At 44.2% G+C, this 19,644-nt stretch carries 16 protein-coding genes and 1 pseudogene; 7 read left to right on the forward strand and 10 right to left on the reverse strand.

All coding sequences use genetic code 11. The features are described 5' to 3' along the window. Positions 1-6: 6 nt before the first annotated feature. Positions 7-459 carry a D-aminoacyl-tRNA deacylase gene (dtd, locus tag ABDK00_RS14845; RefSeq protein WP_346236579.1) on the reverse strand — a complete coding sequence of 151 codons (453 nt, stop codon included), beginning with the start codon at positions 457-459 and terminating at the stop codon, positions 7-9. A 61-nt stretch (positions 460-520) separates the two neighbouring features. On the opposite strand from dtd, the pseudogene arfB reads away from it, so the two are divergent. The 3 genes and pseudogenes from arfB to ABDK00_RS14860 all read left to right on the forward strand — a co-directional run. Beyond that, a pseudogene (arfB, locus tag ABDK00_RS14850) lies at positions 521-904 on the forward strand (alternative ribosome rescue aminoacyl-tRNA hydrolase ArfB); the annotation flags it as partial. Between the two features lie 144 nt (positions 905-1,048). Beyond that, positions 1,049-1,819, forward strand: a complete 771-nt coding sequence (locus ABDK00_RS14855) for a DUF1080 domain-containing protein (protein ID WP_346236577.1) — start codon at positions 1,049-1,051, stop codon at positions 1,817-1,819. 68 nt (positions 1,820-1,887) lie between these two features. Continuing rightward, positions 1,888-3,228, forward strand: a complete 1,341-nt coding sequence (locus tag ABDK00_RS14860; RefSeq protein ID WP_346236576.1) for a Gfo/Idh/MocA family oxidoreductase — start codon at positions 1,888-1,890, stop codon at positions 3,226-3,228. A 211-nt stretch (positions 3,229-3,439) separates the two neighbouring features. On the opposite strand, the gene ABDK00_RS14865 is transcribed toward ABDK00_RS14860, so the two are convergent. Genes ABDK00_RS14865 through ABDK00_RS14885 form a run of 5 tightly spaced genes read right to left on the reverse strand, consistent with a single transcriptional unit; the run spans position 3,440 to position 9,148 of the window. Beyond that, positions 3,440-4,453 carry a VWA domain-containing protein gene (locus ABDK00_RS14865; protein WP_346236575.1) on the reverse strand — a complete coding sequence of 338 codons (1,014 nt, stop codon included), beginning with the start codon at positions 4,451-4,453 and terminating at the stop codon, positions 3,440-3,442. A 24-nt stretch (positions 4,454-4,477) separates the two neighbouring features. Then, on the reverse strand, positions 4,478-5,431 hold the full coding sequence (locus ABDK00_RS14870; RefSeq protein WP_346236573.1) for a hypothetical protein: 954 nt from the start codon (positions 5,429-5,431) through the stop codon (positions 4,478-4,480). A 34-nt stretch (positions 5,432-5,465) separates the two neighbouring features. After that, positions 5,466-6,347 carry a DUF58 domain-containing protein gene (locus tag ABDK00_RS14875; protein WP_346236571.1) on the reverse strand — a complete coding sequence of 294 codons (882 nt, stop codon included), beginning with the start codon at positions 6,345-6,347 and terminating at the stop codon, positions 5,466-5,468. Between the two features lie 43 nt (positions 6,348-6,390). Next, positions 6,391-7,392, reverse strand: coding sequence for an AAA family ATPase (locus tag ABDK00_RS14880; RefSeq protein WP_346236570.1), 1,002 nt, complete (start codon positions 7,390-7,392; stop codon positions 6,391-6,393). 58 nt (positions 7,393-7,450) lie between these two features. Beyond that, positions 7,451-9,148 (reverse strand): NAD+ synthase, encoded by a 1,698-nt coding sequence (locus tag ABDK00_RS14885; RefSeq protein ID WP_346236569.1) that lies wholly within the window; start codon positions 9,146-9,148, stop codon positions 7,451-7,453. A gap of 370 nt (positions 9,149-9,518) precedes the next feature. Between ABDK00_RS14885 and ABDK00_RS14890 the strand changes: the two genes are divergently transcribed. Together ABDK00_RS14890 and ABDK00_RS14895 are read left to right on the forward strand one after the other, a co-directional pair. Continuing rightward, a complete protein-coding gene (locus tag ABDK00_RS14890) occupies positions 9,519-10,538 on the forward strand; it encodes a tetratricopeptide repeat protein (protein ID WP_346236568.1) in 1,020 nt (339 codons plus the stop codon). Positions 10,539-10,663: 125 nt separating this feature from the next. Then, positions 10,664-12,448 carry a long-chain fatty acid--CoA ligase gene (locus tag ABDK00_RS14895; RefSeq protein ID WP_346236567.1) on the forward strand — a complete coding sequence of 595 codons (1,785 nt, stop codon included), beginning with the start codon at positions 10,664-10,666 and terminating at the stop codon, positions 12,446-12,448. A 31-nt stretch (positions 12,449-12,479) separates the two neighbouring features. Here the strand turns inward: ABDK00_RS14895 and ABDK00_RS14900 are convergent, their stop codons facing one another. The 4 genes from ABDK00_RS14900 to ABDK00_RS14915 form a co-directional block, all read right to left on the reverse strand. Beyond that, positions 12,480-12,683: a hypothetical protein gene (locus ABDK00_RS14900; protein ID WP_346236566.1), complete on the reverse strand. Its 204-nt coding sequence runs from the start codon at positions 12,681-12,683 to the stop codon at positions 12,480-12,482. A 68-nt stretch (positions 12,684-12,751) separates the two neighbouring features. After that, entirely contained in the window at positions 12,752-13,252 is a 501-nt protein-coding gene (locus ABDK00_RS14905) for a hypothetical protein (protein ID WP_346236565.1), read from the reverse strand. A gap of 106 nt (positions 13,253-13,358) precedes the next feature. Beyond that, positions 13,359-15,806: an outer membrane beta-barrel family protein gene (locus ABDK00_RS14910; protein WP_346236564.1), complete on the reverse strand. Its 2,448-nt coding sequence runs from the start codon at positions 15,804-15,806 to the stop codon at positions 13,359-13,361. Positions 15,807-15,931: 125 nt separating this feature from the next. After that, positions 15,932-18,373 (reverse strand): outer membrane beta-barrel family protein, encoded by a 2,442-nt coding sequence (locus ABDK00_RS14915; protein ID WP_346236563.1) that lies wholly within the window; start codon positions 18,371-18,373, stop codon positions 15,932-15,934. 291 nt (positions 18,374-18,664) lie between these two features. On the opposite strand from ABDK00_RS14915, the gene gcvH reads away from it, so the two are divergent. Further along, positions 18,665-19,042: a glycine cleavage system protein GcvH gene (gene gcvH, locus ABDK00_RS14920; RefSeq protein ID WP_346236562.1), complete on the forward strand. Its 378-nt coding sequence runs from the start codon at positions 18,665-18,667 to the stop codon at positions 19,040-19,042. Positions 19,043-19,071: 29 nt separating this feature from the next. Then, complete coding sequence (locus ABDK00_RS14925; RefSeq protein WP_346236561.1) at positions 19,072-19,464, forward strand: VanZ family protein; 393 nt, start codon at positions 19,072-19,074, stop codon at positions 19,462-19,464. Positions 19,465-19,644: the final 180 nt, after the last annotated feature.

The raw sequence follows: 19,644 nt of genomic DNA on the forward strand, positions 1-19,644 counted from the left end.
TGGCGGCTATTCTTTATTTTTTGTGTCGATAATAATTGTTACCGGCCCGTCGTTGATGAGCGCCACCTTCATATCAGCACCAAACACACCGGTGTATATTTTTCGGCCCAAATTCGTCTCCATTTGAGCGATCATACCGTCATACAAAGGCACGGCAATTGGCGGCTTGCTTGCTTTAATATAAGAAGGACGATTTCCTTTTTTTGTCGAAGCATGCAGCGTAAACTGGCTGACCAGCAATATATCTCCGCCGCTGTCTTTAATTGAAAGGTTCATGACGCCCTCGCCATCATTGAATATGCGCAGATTGGCTATTTTTTGACTCAGCCAGTCGATATCGGCGCGGGTATCCGCATCTTCAATACCCAGCAGCACCAAAAGTCCATTATTAATCGCTGCGTGCACGCGGCCATCGATCGTTACGCTTGCGTTCTGAACACGTTGAATCACTGCCTTCATTACCATGCAAAATATAAAATTTACCTTAGAGTATTAAACCATAAAAATGGACGTCTTAAAAGAAATCGTATTTAAAACCATGCGCAGCGGCGGCAAAGGGGGTCAAAACGTGAACAAGGTAGAAACCGCTGTGATCGCTTCCTTTCATATCGACCAATCGGATCTGCTCACAGAAACGCAGAAGCAAACCATAAAAAACAAGCTGGCCTCTCGCATTAACGCAGAGGGGTATTTGCAGGTGAAAGCCCAAACCCACCGCACCCAACTGGCCAATAAAAACGAAGCAAGCAAAAAGATATCTCAGTTGCTGGCCAACGCTTTGCAAAAAAAGAAAGCGCGCATCGCTACAAAACGATCAGCGGCGGCCGTGCAAAAGCGTTTAGACCAAAAGAAACGAACAGGCCATCTTAAAGAAGGTAGAAAAAAGTATAACCCCAACGATTGAACTGCGTTGTGCAAACGGTTGCGCTGCAACGAAAACCTATAATTTTTCGACTAATTTTTGTTGAGGCCAAATAAGTTGTGAACTTATTTCTTATTTTTAGCACTTGCTATGTAAGAATTCTCATCCATCAAACTTTTAAAAAAAATGATTCACCTTAGCCTTAAGAACCCTTTCTTACGGATCACTTTTTTCATTGCATTTTTTACAACATCGGTTTGTTATGCACAGGGAAAAAAGCAGATCGATCTGTTGAGTAAAAAAAATGCAGCGCAGTGGCGCGGATACAACAGTAAAACATTGCCTCCCGGCTGGACGGTTGATAACGGCGTTTTATCGCTTGATCATGCCGTAAAAAAAGACACTTCTTATAAAGGCGGGCTTGATGTTATTTACGGAGGCCAGGAATTTGAATATTTTGAATTAACCGTGGATTGGAAAATCGAAAAAGGCGCCAACAGCGGTATTTTCTATCATGTGAAGGAAGGCTACGGGTCGCCAACCCAGATGGCGCCGGAATACCAGATTATTGACGATGTAAACTTCGCAGCCATGAACCCGGGTTTAAAAAATTATAATGCGCAGTTTGGTTCGGCTCATCCTGATCAGCTGCAAGACTGGCAAAAGGCGGGAGCAGATTATGCCATGCATACTGCCGACGAATCAAAAAAAGTATTGCACCCTGCGGGCGAATGGAACACCACTAAAATTGTAGTAGCGCCCGGCAGAACCGAGCACTGGCTCAATGGTGTGAAACTCCTCAGTTTTGAACCCGGCTCTGCTGATTGGCAAGCACGCAAGAAGGCCGGCAAATGGGCAAAAAGCGAAAGCTATGGAAAGTTCAAATCGGGATATATCGCGTTTCAACATCATGGAGGTTCGCTGTCATTTAAAAATGTAAAAGTAAAGCCGCTTTAGCTATCGCTAAGGGTGGTACCGTTTGCTTCCGTTGAAATATTAAACTAAAAAAACAAAAACACATACGAATGAAAAGAAAACATTTTATACAAACTACCGCGGCGGGAGCATTGGCCATGTTGCTTCCGTTTCCATCTTCGGCGTTTAATGGCGACAAAAAACTGAGGATCGCGCAGGTGGGCCTCGGTATGATGGGCGTAGCTGATTTGAAGGATATAGCTTCGCACCCTGCGGTAGAAGTGGTGGCATTGTGTGATGTGGATATGAATAAAGTCAATGCGGTAAAAGCAAAATATGCCGGCGCTAAAGTGTTTACCGACTATAGGGAAATGTTTAAAAAGATCGGGAATGAAATTGATGCCGTCGTGGTTTCCACCCCCGATCATGCCCATGCGCCGGTTTCGTTGATGGCGATGGAAATGAATAAGAATGTTTATTGCCAAAAGCCACTCACACACTATATTTCAGAATCGCGCAAGATGGAAGCTGTGGCGGCCCAGAAAAAACTGGTGACGCAAATGGGTATCCAGGTGCACTCTTTCTATGACTACAAACTGGCGACTATATTAATTCAGAAAGGGATCATCGGGAAGGTAAAAAAAGTAATTGCCTGGTCGCCCAAGGTTTGGGGCTATGACGGGCCGGCGCCCGAAGGAAGCGACCCCGTACCGGAAGGTTTGGATTGGAACCTATGGCTGGGAACGGCTAAAGAGCGGCCTTATAAAAAAGGGTTTTATCACCCGGGCAACTGGCGTAAATGTATCGACTATGGCTGCGGCACTTTGGGCGATATGGGCGTTCATATTTTCGACACGCCTTACAACGCACTTAAACTCAGCGTTCCGTTGACAGTAAAAAACGAATGCCGCGCTCCCAACGATTTTGGGCATGCAGAAAAAAATCATGTTACCTATGTATTCCCCGGAACGCCCTATACTGCTAAAACATTAGAGTGGGTTTGGTATGATGGCAAAGGGGCTCCCGAACTGCAGGAAGAATTAAAACTTCCGAACGGTGAAAAGCTTCCTGATCAGGGCGCCATGTTTATCGGCGAAAATGGCCAGCGCCTGTTGTTGCCTCACTTTATGCAGCTTCCCAAACTGATCATCAACGACGCTTATCAAACTATCGATATTAAAAAATATGACACGAAAGGCGAAGCAGGCAAACCAACGGTGAGCTACGATGTAGAGGGAGAAAAACATTATCACGAATTCGTGGATGCCTGCCTGGGCAAGGCTAAATGTAGCGCGCCCTTCTCCTACGCCGCAAAACTTACCGAAGTAATTTTATTAGGTGTGATAGCTGCCAGATTCCCTGGTCAAACACTGAACTGGGACGGAAAAAATGCGCGCTTTAAAGAAGAGGCCGCCAATCAATACCTCAGCGGAACTTACCGGGATTTTTAATGATTTCTAATACAAAAAAAAGCGGCTTCGGCTGCTTTTTTTGTATTTACTTTGTTTTTCGATCGCTAACCAACTAACACGAAACATCTGCAAAACTAACCCTGCCGCTTGTCAAAATAAGTAATGTTTTTACCTGGCGAGAAAAAAGCAATCAGGCCGTTTGAAAGGCATGCTATAAAAAAAATAGCACGAAGCCGCTGATATCATCCGGCTAAGGGAATTTCTTAAAAATTGTAAACCGCAGCACTACTTCCAGAAACAGCCAGCACAGCGCCGCGAGCACCAGTGGAATAAACATTTCTTTTACCTCTTTATACTTAATGATTTCCACTTTTGACTTTTCCAGCCGATCAATCTGGCTGTAAATGGCCTGAAGCGAAGGCCGATCGATGGCGCGGTAATACCTGCCGCCGGTGTTTGATGCAATTCTTTTCAGCAAGGTTTCATCGATATAATTCCTAACGCTGTTGCCTGCAATATCTGTAACAATTTGTTCGGCAGTGCGCGTTGCCGATCCGAGGCCGATACAATACACTTTTACATTGTTGGCTTTCGCAATTTCCATCGCCATTTCCGGATCAATAATCCTTGTTGGCGGCGCATCTTCTTTTCCATCGGTTAATAAAATAACAACGCGGCTTTTGCCGGTGCCTTTACTAATCCGGTTGACCGACATCGCCAAACCTTCGCCAATCAGTGTGCCGGTTTCAAGGTAGCCGCCATCCATAATCTTCAAGCTGCCTAACTGGTTGAGCACTGCATTCCTATCGGATGTGATCGGACTTTTGGTGAAACTTTCGCCGGCAAAAATGACAAGGCCAATACGATCGACGGGGCGATTCTTTACAAATTCTATCGCCACATCCTTGGCCACTGAAAAGCGATTGGGCACCACATCTTCTGTCCCCATGCTACCGCTCACATCCATGCATAATACGATATCAATCCCCTCTCCTTCCGACCGGCTTTTGTCCGTCTGATGCTGCGGCCTTGCCAATGCCATGATCAGGCATAGCAGTGCGAGCATCCTTAAAATAAAAGGCAGGTGGCGCAACCTGTTTTTAAATGTTTCAGGTATTTTGGCAGGAACAGCGGATGCCATCATAGATCCGCTCGCACGCCGTTCATTATTTATATAGCTCCAAATAAGAAAAGGCAAAATGCCGAGAAGGATAAAATTCTCGGGCCACACAAAGGTGATATTTTGTAGCCAGTCGTAAATCATTTCTTAATCATGTTTGCCTCTTGATCACTCTTCTGAAACCAGGCCAGGCTGCCGTTTCAGGGTTTCTTCTATATAATGAATTGCATCTTCAATAACTTCAAAAGCGGACGCGGCTTCGCTATGCTCCGGATGATATTTGGCAAACTTTACAAAATCGCATAAATAAAGCACCTGCGCCAGGCTTTCATATTTCACCTCGTCGGCCATCAAAAGCTTAATCTTCCCAATCAGGTTATTGGAGGTTTGCTGTTGAGATGTAATGCCCGTTCTTTCCGCGATATAATCTCTGAAGATTTCAACCAGCTGCGCATAGAATAGCTTTTCTTCCGGTTGGCTTTTTTTCAGATCTTCCAAACTGTTGACTGCTTTTACAAAGGGCGTTGCTGAGCCGCTACGTTTCCTCACGGCTGCCGGTTTTCGCGGACCGGTTAGCCAATAAATAAGCAGGGTTAAAAAGATAAGGAACGCGGCGATTAAATACCACCATTTTTCGATGTCGGCATCTATTTTAAAAGGAACGCCTTTTATTTCCTGCACATCGTGATAAGGCTGCCGGGGATCGAAGTTTTCAGTAAACATCACATCGATCAGCAAACTGCTCGTTTTTACAAACGGCCTCAGGGTAAAAGGTGGTATAACCCATCGCCCCGAATCGAAACTCCGTAGCTGAAAATACTGATGGTAATAAGAGGTGTCGCCCCGCTGTATAACGCCCGAACTATCCCGCGTGATAAATTCGAAATGCGCGAGCGAGTCAACTTTAAAAGCGGGTGGCTTCACATTGTTAAGCGACTTCACCTCCAGCGTCAGCCAAAAAGGTTCGCCCAGTAATACTTTTTGTTTATCAGTAAATGCGCGCACCGAAACCGGCTGCGCATAAGTTTGTATCGACAAAAGCAGCAATCCCATCAACAAAGCGCTTTTCATCAACTGCTTTAATCTGCTATTTACAACGGTATTAAAAAAATCAATCTGCAAATTTTCAACTTTAAATGCTGAAGCCGGCTAAACACTAATGGCCTTTACCAATCCTGCTTCTAAAAAATCGCTGTAATACATGCACATAATCATCGCCGGTTTTGATATGCAAAAGATCACTCCCTGCTTTTTTAAAAATATTGACACAATGGGCCGTGGCGTCAAAAAACTGCTCCTCGTATTTTTTTCTGACAAAGGCATTACCGGTATCCACCCATTTCACGCCACCGGTTTCCGCGTCCATCATCTGCATCAGTCCGGCTTTTGGGAGCGTTTGATCCATCTGGTCATAAATTTTGATGCCGATGAGGTCGTGCTTTTTGCCCACGACCCGCAATGCCTCTTCATAATTCGCATCGATAAAATCGCTTAACAAAAAAGCAATGCTCGACTGTCGGATGGCATTAGTAAAATATCTCAACGCGTTACTTAGCTGGGTGCCTTTGCCACGAGGCGCTAAACTCAGCATTTCCCGCACAATGTACAAGGCATGCTTACGGCCTTTTTTAGGAGGGATGTACATTTCAACCTGATCGCTATAAAACACGGCGCCAACCTTATCGCCGTTGCTAACCGCCGAAAAGGCCAGCACTGCCGCCACTTCTGTAGCCACCTCTCTCTTTGAACCGTAATGGGTACCAAACAAAGAGCTGTTGCTGATATCCACCAGCAACATAACCGTGAGCTCCCTCTCTTCCTCAAATATTTTACTAAAAGGATGGCCAAACCTGGCAGAAACATTCCAGTCGATAAACCTTACATCGTCGCCCGCCGCATATTCGCGCACTTCTTTAAAAGCCATTCCCTTGCCTTTAAAAGCGCTGTGATATTCACCCGAAAACAAATCCCTCGCCAGCTTTTTGCTTTTGATCTCAAGCTCTCTTACCTTTTTTAATATTTCAGATGTGCTGCGCATGTTATCACTAAAACTTTGGGCGCTTACAAAGCGTATCAAACGGTTAAGGAACGTTCACCTTATTTAATATTTCATCAATCACATTTTCCACATTGACATTTTCAGCCTCGGCTTCATAAGTCAGTCCGATACGATGCCGAAGCACATCATGGGCTATGCTTCTGATATCTTCCGGCATGACAAAACCGCGCTTATTAAGAAACGCTTTGGCCTTGCCTGCCAAGGCCAGGTTGATGCTGCCCCGCGGCGACGCACCATAAGCAATCAAAGGCTCCAGCTTTTGGAGTTCGTAGCGGCCCGGATAACGCGTAGCGAAAACAATATCTAAAATATATTGCTCGACCTTTTCATCGAGATAGATATTGCGCACCAGGTCGCGGGCTTCCAGCACCTCTTGCACGCTCACCACCGGCGCTATCGGCGCCATTTTTATCGACTGCACATTGGATCGCAAAATCAATTGCTCTTCCTGCATTTCGGGATAACGCACAATTACTTTCATAATAAACCGGTCTACCTGCGCCTCCGGCAGCGGATATGTGCCTTCCTGCTCCAGCGGGTTTTGCGTGGCAAGCACCAGAAAGGGCTCCTCCAATGCATAGGTAGTGTCGCCGATTGTTACCTGCCGCTCCTGCATCGCTTCCAATAAGGCCGATTGCACTTTGGCCGGCGCACGGTTGATTTCATCAGCCAGAATAAAGTTGGAAAAGATGGGGCCCTTGCGAACGATAAAATCATTTTGCTGCTGATTGTAAATGAGCGTTCCGATCACATCTGCTGGCAGCAAATCGGGCGTAAACTGAATCCGGCTGAAGTTTGCCTGTATGGCTGTGGCGAGCGATTTAATCGTCAGCGTTTTTGCCAGCCCGGGCACACCTTCCAACAATACATGGCCGTTGCTCAAAAGCCCGATCAATAAACGATCAAGCATGTGAGCCTGCCCGATAATGATATGCCCGACCGCACTTTTTAGCTTGTCAACGAAAGCGCCAACCTCCGCAATTTTTTCATTGAGTATTTTTATATCTTCTGCTGTTTTTAACATACGCGATAAATTGCTGATAAATAGTTCCTGCTCCTGCAAATCTTTCAGGCCCGGCCTATCAACTCAAATATTTTGCCACAATGGGAATCCTTCTTCCTACTCCAAACGCCTTGTAACTGACCCGGATAATGGGACAAAACTGGTTGCGCTTGTATTCGTTTCTATTTACCATTTTTAAAACACGGTTCACCAATTGCTCATTAAAACCTTGCCGGATCAACTCCTTCGGCCCCTGCCTTTCTTCGATATATTTAAAGAGAATAGTATCCAATTCGTCATACTCCGGCAGGCTGTCGCTATCTTTTTGATCGGGGCGTAATTCTGCCGAAGGCGCTTTGGTTAAAATATGTTCCGGGATAATTTCACCATTGCGGTTGATAAATTTTGCAAGCGCATACACCTGCGTTTTATAAACATCTCCCAAGACGCCTAATCCGCCGGCCATATCGCCATATAAAGTGCCATACCCGGTGGCCAGTTCACTTTTGTTTGATGTGTTCAAAAGAATATAATCAAATTTATTAGCAATGGCCATCAGCAGGTTGCCGCGCGTCCTGCTTTGGATATTTTCTTCAGCAACGCTAAAAGGCAAATCCTGGAACAACGGTTTTAGTTCTTGCAGAAAAGCATCGTAGATATTTTTGATAGCGATAATATCGTAGGGGTTGTTCAAATTTTTACTCAACTGTTCTGCGTCGCTTACCGAATGAGAAGTCGAATAATGCGAAGGCATCAGCACGGCTCTTACATTTTCTTTTCCCAGGGCTTCTACCGCCAAGGCAATTGTTACAGCGCTGTCAATCCCTCCGCTGGAGCCGATGATTGCCTTCCGGAAACCCATTTTGGTAAAATAATCTTTGATGCCCAACACCAGGGCAGCATGAATTTCTTCGATATTTTTTTCATCGGCCAGGTAATCTAATACATTTTTCTCAAGCCCTACCTCCGACGCTGCGAAATATACTTTTGAATCACCGGCAGCAGGCTGCTGGCCAGTCAATTGGTCCACATCAACCACCGCAAAATCTTCCTCAAAGTATTTTAGCTCTGCTCTTTTGTTGCCGCCATTATCATAAACCAAACTGCCGCCATCAAAAACAATTTCTGTTTGCGAACCTACCGTGTTGCAATAAATCATAGGCAGGTTATATTTCAACGTATGCGCTTTGACAATGCTGTTGCGCACCACATCCTGGGCATAATTGTAAGGCGAAGCAGACAGGTTGATCATCAAATCCGGTTCAAATTTGATCAGCTGCTCCATCGGCGTGTCGCGATACAGCGGGTTGCTGCCCATGTTCCAGATATCTTCGCAAATGGTGACCGCCAGTTTTTTCCCTTTAAACTCCAACACATTCCAATCGTAGGCTGGCTCAAAATAGCGGCCCTCGTCGAAAACATCATAGGTAGGTAGCAGTGTTTTATGCACTTCGCCTTTGATTTCTTTTTGGTAAATCAAAAAACCGGCATTAAACAAATCTTTTCCTAAAGGGTTGTGATTGCGCGCCGGCGCACCAATTAAAACGCCTATATCCTGCGTATGGACTTTGATCGCGTCGATCGACGCATAACACTGGTTAATAAAATCCTCAAACTCTAAGAAATCGCGGGGAGGATAGCCACAGATACACAACTCCGAAAAAACGACCAGATCAGCATTTTGCCGGCGGGCTTCGCTAATAGCATCAATGATTTTTTTAATGTTGGAATCGAAATTACCAATATGATAATTTTGTTGGGCTAAAGCTATCTTCATGTATTCTAATTAAATTTTTGCGGCCTAAATTCAGACTTTTAGTTTCCACAGCAAAATCTGACAGCATGGAATATGCATTTTTGACGACCAGGCGCATACCAGCATCCATTCATTCAAGCGTCACGACTCCTCATTGTAGCGTATGCTGCACGGCCTTTACAAATGTAACTCACTGATCAGTAATATCATCAGCTTACCGGCGTTTTAACATTCTGCTATTTTAATCGCTTGTAAGTTTATATTTCTCGTCTTGCTATGAAAATAAATTTTCGGTATCCTGCCACCCTTTAACTTACTTTTGCATCTCAAATGCGGCCGGCCTGATAATCGGCTTACTTTTTGCTCATTTAGGTATCAAAAATTGAATTGAATGAAAAAAATATTTGTAACGACTTTACTTATAATCGGTTGCGTTAGCGTTTTTGCTCAAAACAGTATGTCTGGCGAACGGCAGCGCGCCCGTAATTTTATGCAGGCAGGGGATTTGGACAATGCAGTTTTAGTTTTGGCGAAAGCGATCGAAGCCAATAAAAGCGACGTTGGGCTTCAAAAAGATCTGGCCCTGGCTTATTATTATCAAAAAAATTATGCAAAAGCGTTAGAAACAATTCACCCGGTTATTGCAAGTCCGGATTGCGACCCAGCCGCCTATCAGTTGGCCGGAAATATTTATAAGGCACAGGAAAATTATAAAGAAGCAGAGCGGAATTATAAGGATGGATTGAAGGATTTTCCCAATAGCGGGCCGCTGTATAACGATTATGGCGAATTGCTGGAAATCATGAAAAACCCGACAGGCGCTATTCAGCACTGGGAAAAAGGCATTCAACTGGCGCCGTCTTACGGTGGCAACTATTATAATGCCGCGGTTTATTATTATAAGCAACAGGACGATAAGGTTTGGGCGATTATTTATGGCGAAATTTATGCGAACATGGAAAGCCTCAACCCAAAGGCCAACAACATTAAAAAAATGGTACTGGATGCTTATAAAACCAAGCTTTTTATTTCCAACAACCTGAAAGCTGATGCTGAAAATCAGAAAAATGCTTTTGCAAAGGCCGTTATCGAAACCTTTGCCAAACAATCGGGCATTTCTGCACAGGGCATCACTCCAGAAAGCCTGGCGATGATTCGCACGCGTTTTATCTTAGACTGGAACACTTCGTTTGCCAAAACCTATCCTTTCCGTTTGTTTGAATACCATCAACAATTGATGAAAGACGGTTTATTCGATTCCTATAACCAGTGGATGTTTGGCCCCGTTAGCGATCAGCCCGAATTTGAAAAGTGGGTGGCAGCTCATAAAGCGGAGTACGACAAGTTCACAGATTTCCATAAATCAAGAGTATTTAAAATGCCTAAAGGCCAAACTTACTCTCTAAAATAAATAGCTAAAACACAGTTTTTTTAAACCACCTCAACAGGTGGTTTTTTTTATATCACCTGCTCAGGCACTGCGGTTTCTATTATCATTTTTTCTTAACTTGTACATTGTTAAAAGATACCTGTTTTATGGATTATCCAAAATACCGATTGTTTGATGCCGTAGATCACCAGCTAACTTCATTTCCAAAAAATGATATGCTCAATGCGAAGATCAAGGGCGAATGGAAATCCTGTTCTACACAGGATGTGGCAGACCTGGCTAACCGGTTATCTGCAGGATTGTTGGCGAAAGGAGTTAGCGGCCGCGATTTTTCGCCGGAGGAAAGTGATAAAATTGCCATCATTAGCAATAACAGGCCCGAGTGGGTCATAACTGATCTGGCGGTTCAACAAATTGGCGCCATTTTAGTGCCACTATACCCCACTACCAACCCTGCTGAACTGGAGTTTATCTTAAAAGAATCGGAAGCAAAGTACCTATTTGTCAGCGATGAAGATCTTCTAGAAAAAGTGCAATCACTTCACAGCGAATTTCTACAGGGTATTTATACTTTTGACACGGTTAATGGCGCCGCTCATTATACTGAATTACTTGCTCTTTCCACCGCAACGCTGCTAGAAGAAGTCGCTACTATAAAAAAGAATATTCCTAATACCCATCTTGCCACTATCATCTATACCAGCGGAACTACGGGAACGCCAAAAGGTGTGATGCTGAGCCATAGCAATATTGTAAGTAATGTATTCTTTTCTAAAACCAGCTTCCCTTTTCCCGATCAGCCGCAGACCAAAGTATTAAGCTTTCTTCCGCTGAATCATATTTTTGAAAAGATGGTCACCTATATCTATCTTTTTAGCGGCATTGGTATTTATTATGCCGAAAGCCTGGAAACGATTGGCGATAATCTTAAAGAAATAAAACCCGATGGTTTCACGACCGTACCCCGATTATTGGAAAAGGTTTATGAAAGAATCATGTCAAAAGGCAGCGAGCTTACGGGAATTAAAAGGGCGTTATTTTTCTGGAGCGTGGGCCTGGGCATGAAATATGACAACCGAAAGGATTTGGGCTTGTTCTATAGAGTCAAATTGAATATTGCGCGCAAACTTGTGTTTAGCAAATGGCGCGAAGCATTGGGCGGGCGCATCGATTTTATTATCACCGGGGGAGCGGCGGCGTCAGAAAAGTTGTTGCGCATTTTCAATGCAGCCGGTATTCCAATTTATGAGGGATATGGCCCAACAGAAAACAGCCCGGTTATTTGTGTCAACAGGAAAGGGAATAATGAAACCTATTTAGGAACCGTTGGCCCGCCGATTGACGGAATTGAAGTGAAACTGGCTGAAGACGGGGAAATATTGGTAAAAGGCGCTTCCGTCATGCAAGGTTATTACAAACATCCCGAACTAACGGCCGAGGTCATCACCGAGGGCTGGCTGCATACCGGCGATATAGGGACCATTATTGAAAACCGTTTTTATAAAATTACCGATCGAAAGAAGGAGCTGTTTAAAACGAGCGGGGGCAAATATGTAGCGCCGCAGCCGATTGAAAATAAGATGAAGGAAAGTAAGTTTATTGAACAGATTATCGTTTTGGGCAGCGAGCGGAAATTTGTAAGTGCGCTGGTGGTACCGTCTTTCACAGCGATACGGGAATGGATGAAAGATAATAACGTGGCAGAAATGTCTGACGAAGAAATTATCAACAGCCAGGAAATACATGATTTATTCCGATCGGTGATCGATCATCATAACACCCGCTTTAACCATGTGGAGCAGGTCAAAAAATTCGTGCTGCTCCAACACGAATGGAGCGTAGCAGGCGGCGAAATGACTCCTAAAATGAGTCTTAAAAGAAAAGTGATTATGGAAAAATATAAAGCTGTCATTGATGGGATTTATGAATAGGCCGAGCCTATTCATTCCCTTCGGCGAAACATCACATATTATCATCATGACGCTTGGAAGCGTCTTTTTTATTTTCCTTGCTTTCCATTACTTTGCTTCCTTTTTGCATTAGCGAAGAAACTGGTCCTTCCATATCCTCCTGTGGATCCGTTTTGCCGAGTGTTTCAGGATCTGGCTTTACCGGCGCGTCTTCGTTGCCGTCTTTATTGTTTTTCTTTAATTCTTCGTCGTTCATATACAATGTTTTTAAGTGTTAATTCTATTTTTTTCAACTACTAATTTACAATAATCGTACCTATCCGCCTACCTTTCAATCGTCAAAAACAAATCGCCTACCTGCGTTCCGGAGGCCATATTACTCTTGTTAATAATCAGTATATAATCGCCCCGCTGTTTGATATCTAAAGTTAACTGGCGGCCAAATGGGCCGTCCATACTGCCGTCGGGCTTTATAATTTGGCTAGTGCGCACATTGGCGTCGGGCCGGCTATGCGTTAGTTCCACCCTAAGCAGTCCCACATCCAGATCCGTAAGTTGAACGTGAACGGATTGCCGGTCATTGGTTATAGCGCGGCGCAGCTTTGTGACAGGCAATGTTTCCGCTGGAATGCGCACTTCAATGACAGACTGCGATGGCAGTGTGGCGGAGGCGCTGTCTATCTCGGTAATACTGTCCAACACAATGCCGTCGCCTCCCACCGTTTCGATGGCTACCGGCGGCGCTTCTTCCGATCGGTTCATCCGCGACGTATTATTGCAGCCCAGGGCTACCGTTATGAAGAGTATAATGATTATGATTTTCACATGTATATTTTTACCTGTACCCCTACTGCGCACATTCAATTATTTACATGCAAAAAAGTTGCCAACAAAAGCTGACAACTTTCATGAAACCAACAAAACTAAGCTCTTACTGGCCGGGGGTTCCTCCCGAATCTTGCGCTCTTTTGCTTTCGTTCTCCAAACCGGTTTTGCGTTGCCGAGCGGCTTTTACCTGGTTGCTGCCAAACCGATAATTAAAATTGAGCTTAAACATCCTGCTTTCCCAGGCGGCATTAATGCGGCTGTGTGCGCCGGCATAATCATTAGTACCCCTAAAGCGCATGGTTTTGAAAATATCATCTACGCTGGCTTTCAAAGTCCCTCTTCCTTTCAGGACGTTTTTTTGCAGGCCCGCACTTACAAAGCCCATCGATTTGCCTCTAAACGTTCCCTCCCAAATAAAAGGCGTGAGATACAAACCTGTCAACTCTGCCGTAATATCCTTATGAATTTTAAATGTATTTTGCATATAGAACTGGCCGTTGATCATATCCTGGTTGATTTTTCTTCCGTTACCAAAATCTGCTTTATAATAAGTGTAATTGCCCGAAAGGCTGGTGAAGAAACTATACCATTTATAACTGAACGGGTAAGTGATGTTCAGGTTAATCACATCCTGCGTAGCAAGGTTGCGCGGCGTTTGATATTGAACCGAACCTTCCGGTTCCAGGATGCGTGCAAACATATCATTGACATGGCTGTAAGTCAGGCTGGTGTTTAGTTTGTATTTGTAAGTATGCGTTAACCCAAAACTATTCGTGTATTGAGGGCGCAGGTTGGTATTTCCTTTTGAATATGTATAATCATTTAATTTAAACTCAAACGGATTCATATTTTGATAGTTGGGCCTGTCAATCCTGCGGCTGTAGGTGATATTAAACACGCTCATCGGATTTTTATTGAAGGTAATCGCTGCGCTCGGGAAAAAATCCAGGTAACTTCTCTTCACAGCCGAATCGTAGGGTATATATTGCCCGTTGCGCCACTGCTCCCCGGTGGACAATCCCTCTGAGTTGGTTTGCTCCGCCCTGACACCCAGCTGCACCGCAACGCCTTTTAGCTGCCTGTTAAAATTCGCATATAACGCATTGACGTTTTCGGTGTATTGAAAACGATTGCTTCTGTCACGGTCAATATACTCATCTCCGGTATTGCCGATATTAAATTGAGCAAAATCATTGTCCGTTTTTACATAGCCGATTTTCCCGCCATAACCAAGTTTTCCTTGCATGAAGGGTTGTTCATAATCCGCCTTGAAAGAATAAATATCAATATCAGTTGGCGCCACCATTCTGTAAACATTTCGATATAATTCATTAACGCCGGATCCATCATAATAAATATTCGGAATGAGCTGATTGGTCCGGATATTATAGTATCCATAATCTGCGTCGAGGTTCAACTCACGACCGCTGGTGTCCGCATACCGGTAATTCAAGTTATAATTAAAATTTTTATTGCGCTGATTGATGTCAGAATTGGCTTTTAAAATGCGTTCTACAATGCCCGTCGTTTGCGGCGCAATCGTCATTTCACCGTTGTGATTTGTTACCGCATCCGAGAGGCTTCCGTTTACGATAACACCCAATGTGCTTTTGCTATCAATGAAATAATCGAGGCCCGCCTTGAAATTGTGTGATTTAAGGTCGATTACCACATTGTCATATTGATCAAATAAACTATCGGCCTGCTCTCGGTAAAGGCTGAGATTGGTGTACCGCAGTCCCTGGTTATGATTATAATTTCCAAAAACGTTTATTTTCTTCATGCGGTAGTTCAGATTAATACCACCGTTATATTTTCCGTATTTAGCAACGTTGTAGCCCGCATTGGCCGAGCCGTTAAAGCCGTAAGCTTTATTTTTCTTCAATCGGATATTAATGATACCGGCATTACCTTCTGCTTCATACTTGGCCGAAGGGTTGGTGATCAGTTCTATCGACTCGACAGAAGAAGATTGCATAGATTTAAGGTAATTGGCCAGATCGACGCCTCTCAAGGGCGAAGGTTTTCCATCGATATAAACCCTTACGCCGCTTTTACCGGCCATGCTTAGATTATCATCTTTATCAACCAAAACACCGGGTGAGCGCCGAAGCAGTTCGAGCGCGTCATTGCCTGTAGCATTGATCGTACCTTCCACGTTGACGATCATTTTATCCGACCGTACTTCGATCAGGGGTTTGCGCGCGGTAACCACCACGCCCGAAAGTTCGGTAGCACTTTTTTCAAGCACGAGATCCTGTAGTTTTTTATCGCCGGCTTCATAGCTGAACAGCGTTGACCACACTTTTGAGTATCCCACCATGCTCGCCGCCACAAGGTAACGCCCGCTTGGTATTCCTTCAAAAACATAGCCGCCGGATGGGGAAGTTGCATTTAATTTCACGATGGCAGAATCTGCCGCGTTTAACAAACTTACGGTTGCAGCCGGTAAAGCTTTTCCTTCTGTATCTTTTACCGTGCCCGTAATTTGTTGCGCCAATAGATTAAATGGAAGAAAGCTTATAGCCAGTCCAAGAAATAAAACCCTCATTGTAGTCATTGATTATTAAAGTAAGGCGCAAACTTATTTCTTATTACCGAGTTCAAAAACTGATAGCCGATGAGTGGTTGAAAAACAAGGGTGAATGGCAAGTTCCGGCCTTCAAAAAGCCTTGTCTAATTGCCGCCACCGCCGATCCGGCTTTGCTCGTCATCGGCGCTGCCCGTCCGTCTGCGTGCGGGTTTTATATCATTGCTGCCAAATTTATAAACGAATGATATATTGAATTGCGGGTTATCCATCCGGCGATTATTATCTACCGTAATATCAACATCCGCGTAGCGCGAATAGCCGCGGAAATTACTGCTACGCAGCAGGTCTCTTGCTCCAATCTTCAACGTTCCCTTCTTTTTAAAAACCTGCTTTGCCAAAGCGACGTTCATAGCGCCCATAGGCCGCCCGATAATCAGGCCGTCGGAAGGGCTTGAACTAAACCAACCGCTGATTTCAGCCGTCCACACTTTGGCAAAGGAAAAACTATTGGCCATATTGGCGTCTACCACATTCAACCCAACAACTATAGGAATATTTTCTTTGCCATCATTATACAACCCCCTGTATTCATTATTAAACACACCGCCGTATAAGCTCAGGTTCCACCATTTCACCCATTGTTTGTTTAAAGAAACCGAAGCGCCCCACTGCCTTCTTTTAGCAAAATTTTCGGTGGTCTGAAACGTGGTCTTCTTTTCAGAATTTTGTTTTAATAGTTGTGTAATAATATCATCAGTGCGGGTATGGCTCACCGTAAAAGTTAAAAAGTTTTTATACGTATGGCTTAGTTCGAAGCGGTTTGAAAATTCGGGTTGCAGGTAAGGATTGCCCTGGCCGTAGGTCAGCGAATCAATAAAATAAACAAAAGGATTTAGGTTGTCGTAGTTGGGCCGGCGCACGCGGCGGCTATAGGCAAAGCTCAGCTTGTTGTTGTCATTAATGCTGTAAACGGCGCCCACATTAGGAAACAGGTTGGTGTATTTGCGGGTAAAACTGCTGTCAATCTTCACCTGTTCGCCTTTTGCGTTCGTGTTTTCGAGCCTGAGCCCGCCGCTCAGTTCCCATTTTTTCAAACTTGCTGTAAAAATACCATATACGGCGTTGATGTTTTCTTTGAAAATAAAATGGTTACTCCGCTCAAGATCTACAAACCAGCCGGTGCTGGTGTCGCGCAAATAGAGTACGTTATTATCAGTGGTTACATAGCTGCTTTTCAAGCCAGCCTCAAGTTTGAATGATTTAGAAAAAGGATGCACATAATCGACTTTGCCGCTGTAAATATGCACCAGCGAAGGCTGCGAGCCTTTGAGCGAAATAATATTTCCAATCTGCGATTGATCACTGGTCAACGCTTTTGTAACGAGCAGGTTGCTGCCCTCATCATCATACAATCCATAATCCAGATCTACCGACAACTCTTTTCCCAACGAGTCGATGGTGCGTTTATAATTTGCATTAACATTGATATTTTTTGACCGCCCCAAATTATTGCCCTGCGAACTGAGCAAAGAACGAAGAAGTTTGTTTTCATCATAAAGGTTAGAAATGCTGTTGTTATTGCCGCTCCATTCATTAAAGCCGCCTCTCACCACGATTCCCGCTACATCCTTATCCGTGAAATAATAATCCATACCCACACGACCATTGTGCCATTTACTGTCGTTTTTTCTATGCGTCACCTGCGCAGAGGAATCGGTAAACACACCATCTTTATAAAAATTACGGTTGATCGTCATAACACCCAGGCTTTCCCAAACCCCGCCGTTATAGCTGCCGAAAATGTTCATTTTGCCATTGCGGTAATTGAGGTTGGCGCCACCGTTGTATTTCGGATAAAAGCCCTGAATAAAATTCAGGTCCACGTTACCGTTAAAGCCCCTGATCGACCCCTTTTTAGTTTTAATATTGATCACGCCGGCGCCGCCTTCTGCGTCATACTTGGCGGGCGGCGAAGTCATGATTTCTATCTGGTTAAGCCCGCTCGCCTGAATACTTTTTAAGTATGCTGCCAGCTGTGTCCCGCTTAGATAGGTCGGTTTATCATCAATCAAAATCATCACGCCGCCTTTTCCCTGAAGGCTCACATTGCCATCCGCATCAACCGAAACCCCCGGCGACTTCTCCAATATTTCCAGCACGTTTAGCCCCGCATTCGTGGGTTGGCCATCTACGTTTACCACCGTTTTTCCGGCTTTCATTTCTATAGGCGGCCTTTTAGCGGTCACAACCACTCCGGTTAACTGCACGGTATTTTTATCGATAATTAAATTTTGCGCAATGCTTTTAGCGCTGTCGTAGGCAAAAGGGGCCGAATAGGTATTGGCATAGCCCACACTGGTGGCCATCAAAATATAACTCCCTGAAGCAATATGGTCGAATGAAAAATTGCCGTTCTTATCGGCAGCGCTCATCTTGGTAAGCGACGAATCGGTGGCAGCAAGCAGCGATACGGACGTATTAGCAACCGGCGCCTGGTCGGTAGTAGTAATTTTTCCCGTAATAGATTGGGCTTTGACTGTCTGGGAAATAGCAACAATAAAAAGTACGAATAAAAAGGAGCGCATAAAAAAGGTTTAAAGAAGCAAATCTATCCTCGTACCCGGCCTGCGCAAAGGCATTTGCGGTAAATGGTGTAAAACGACCGATAAAAGTGATGAAATGCCGCATAAGTGGTTTGGCGAATAATGATGTGTATTCATTTAAGTCGAAAAAGCAGGGCAAATGTTACAGCGGCGTTGTTTGAAGGATCCGTTTAAGAGAAGAAATGAACAGATCGTATAAAAAAAGATTCTGTTTCTGAAAAAATTCAATGCTTTTACCCATATTTGTATTTCAATTTAAACAACTATACGAGTATGAGTTATCCGGAAGCGCTTCGCTATACTAAAGATCACGAATGGATCAAATTGGAAGGTAATATCGCAACAATTGGCATCACCGATTTTGCGCAACGTGAATTGGGCGATATTGTGTTTGTGGAAGTTGAAACGATCGGTAAATCGCTTAAAGCAAACGAGGTGTTTGGAACGGTGGAAGCTGTGAAAACCGTTTCTGATTTATACCTGCCTGTTGATGGAACCATCGATGAGCTCAACCCCGCCCTGGCCAATGCGCCCGAATTGGTAAATACGGATCCTTATGGTGAAGGATGGATGATTAAAATGACGGTAGATAATCCTGCCGATGTAGATGCACTGCTCGATGCCGCCGGTTATGAAGGCGTGACGGGCTGATGCAGCATTAACCTTAAACATTCCGAGCTTTGAAAAAACTGAATCATAGTTACTGGCCGGCCATTTTTTGGTCGGCCATTATTATTATACTCCTTAGTATTCCCGGGTCAGACTTGCCCAACGAAACTAACTTCATGAATATCCCGCACGCCGACAAGTGGGTACACATGGCGCTTTTTGCCTTGCTGGTCATTTTGTGGTGCGGCATTGTCAGGTATAAAAATCCGGTAGCCAGGCTAACGCTGCCTTTTACGATTATTACTATCGCCGCCATCGTTTTTGGCTATCTTATGGAATTAGTTCAGAAATTCTGGGTCGCCAACCGGGATTACGATATGTGGGATGTGGCCGCCGATAGCGTGGGAGCCGTTGCCGGCCTTATTTTCAGTCTCATCGTTTACAAAAAAAATAGACCCCTGTAGAAACAGGGGTCGCAACCAAAACTAACTGCTTATGAGAAAATTGACTATCTTAAATCTTATACTCTATAAACGTACAAGACTATTGTTTTATTTTACTTGAATTGTTAAACTAATTTAAAAGCCGCCGGCTTGAAAACTACTTTAAAATTTGTAAGAACTACATTTATTTAGAAACAGAAA

Origin of the sequence: Niabella insulisoli (assembly GCF_039652435.2) — a bacterium.
GTDB classification, from domain to species: Bacteria; Bacteroidota; Bacteroidia; order Chitinophagales; family Chitinophagaceae; genus Niabella; species Niabella insulamsoli.